The following is a 1,940-nucleotide window of genomic DNA, read 5'->3' as shown; positions in this document are numbered from 1 at the left end:
TAAAAAAACAAACTTCTTCATCCTAAGAAAACAATAAATTCTATCTAAGTATAAATTTAAGCAAAGAATATCAAAACAATCGTAACAATAGCATTCTGCAAACAGGTAAGATCTATTTATTTTGCTTGACTGAATAAAGCCAGTCCATTAACGAAGGGATTTCGAAATGATAGTTCAGTTCTGCAGATACACGGGAACTTGTAATTAGCTTTCCCCCGGTTTTCTCTGATACAAAATGTGGTTTTTGAAGTCCTTCCAGCTCAGCAGCTAATGAATAAAACTCTTCTCTAGAGGGGTGGGATGGAGTACATCCGTTATAAACACCAGCAGCATTCAGATCTCTCACCAGACAATTGATAATCCCGATAACATCAATCAGATGGATTAGATTTACTGGTGAATTTCCATTGGGTATTTGTCTTTTGCCGGCGAAGAATTTTCCAGGCATTCGACCCGGCCCGATAAGTCCCGCCAGCCGCAGGCTTATCACCTTTTTATCCAGCTTGTTTAACAAGTTTTCGGTATCCGCCATCAACCTCCCTGAATCCGTATCGGGTGAGATCGCCGAAAACTCATCTACCACCCCACTGCTATCTGCATAAACTGATGTCGTGCTGATAAGGATTAGCTTCGAAACCTTACTAAGAGGAATCTGACGGCAGACGAATTGGATCATTCGTTTATAATTGGCGAGTCCGTCAGGATTCCGGCGGCCTGGAGGAATCGTTATAATTAATATTTCTGCTTTAAAAAACTTTTTTAGATCAGGTATTGATACATCATCAGAAAAATGTACTAAATAGGGGTCAATTCCTTCATTCTCAAAGAAGCCCAATTTGGCAGGAGTACTTGTCGAAGCACGAACAGCAAATCCCTGTGATAAAAGGCTTTTGGCGAGGGGATATCCCAACCAACCGCAGCCTAATAGGCTTATTACCCCTTTATTTGGTATTGACATTCCCACAAAAGTAAACTCTTTAATTCATTATTTGGTTTTGGCACTGACTTTGAATTTAGGCTGGTAAGGATGTATCATCACGCATGATAAATTCGTTATCATAAAAAATTAAATTTTAAACAGATGAAAAATACAAAGATGAAAATAGCAACATTAGGGTTAGCATTCGCAACCTCTGCTATGTTATTTCAAAGCTGTGCTACTGCGACTAAAACACAAAAAGGCGCGGTGATCGGCGCGGCTGCAGGTGGTACTATAGGAGCTATCATTGGCAAAAAAGCGGGAAACACTGCAGTAGGTGCGATAATTGGTGGTGCTGTTGGTGGAACAGCCGGAGCTGTAATCGGACGCAGGATGGATCGTCAGGCAGAAGAAATAAAAAATACTGTGCCGAACGCAGAAGTTATCCGGGAAGGCGAAGGTATCATCGTTAAGTTCGATTCAGGTATTCTTTTCGATGTTAACCAGTCTGATTTGAAGAGCGCAGCCAGGTCAAATATCGAAAGCCTTGCAACATCATTAAAAAATAACCCTGAAACTAACATTTTAATCGTTGGACACACAGATGCAACTGGTACAGATGCATACAATTACAAACTGTCTGAAAGACGCGCAGCTTCAGTTAAAGCTTATGCGGTAAATCAAGGTATTGCGCCTTCGAGATTAACTACTGAAGGCCGTGGAGAAACGGAGCCGATTTCAGATAACACCACTGATTCAGGAAAAGCTCAGAACCGTCGTGTAGAGATTGTCATTGTAGCCAACGAAGCTATGAAAGCTGAAGCTAGAAGGACTGGAAACTAATAACCAATAATATACTTGTTTGGCCCTGTTCGATATCCGGACAGGGCTTTTTTATGACCGTCAAATTATATTCCGGACTGTATTTTTATTAATTTTGCAATATGTTTAAACGGATAGCAATTTTAAGCATTCTTCTTATGTACCTCGGTACAACGGTTGGTTTTGCAATGAGCTTGCA

The 1,940-nt window shown here is 40.6% G+C and carries 2 protein-coding genes; one reads left to right on the top strand and one right to left on the bottom strand.

All coding sequences use genetic code 11. The annotated features are described in order from the left end of the window. Window positions 1-112: 112 nt before the first annotated feature. On the bottom strand, window positions 113-958 hold the full coding sequence (locus WBJ10_RS08800) for an SDR family oxidoreductase (RefSeq protein ID WP_424289390.1): 846 nt from the start codon (window positions 956-958) through the stop codon (window positions 113-115). Window positions 959-1,081: 123 nt separating this feature from the next. On the opposite strand from WBJ10_RS08800, the gene WBJ10_RS08795 reads away from it, so the two are divergent. Further along, entirely contained in the window at window positions 1,082-1,762 is a 681-nt protein-coding gene (locus tag WBJ10_RS08795) for an OmpA family protein (RefSeq protein ID WP_424289388.1), read from the top strand. Window positions 1,763-1,940: the final 178 nt, after the last annotated feature.

It is taken from the genome of Daejeonella sp. (assembly GCF_049655485.1).
Lineage (GTDB): Bacteria > Bacteroidota > Bacteroidia > Sphingobacteriales > Sphingobacteriaceae > Daejeonella.
This window is presented reverse-complemented; position numbering and strand designations above follow the sequence as displayed.

Coding starts and splice junctions, on each gene's coding strand:
- WBJ10_RS08800 (WP_424289390.1), bottom strand. CDS start 958: ATGTCAATACCAAATAAAGGGGTAATAAGCCTATTAGGCTGCGGTTGG.
- WBJ10_RS08795 (WP_424289388.1), top strand. CDS start 1,082: ATGAAAAATACAAAGATGAAAATAGCAACATTAGGGTTAGCATTCGCA.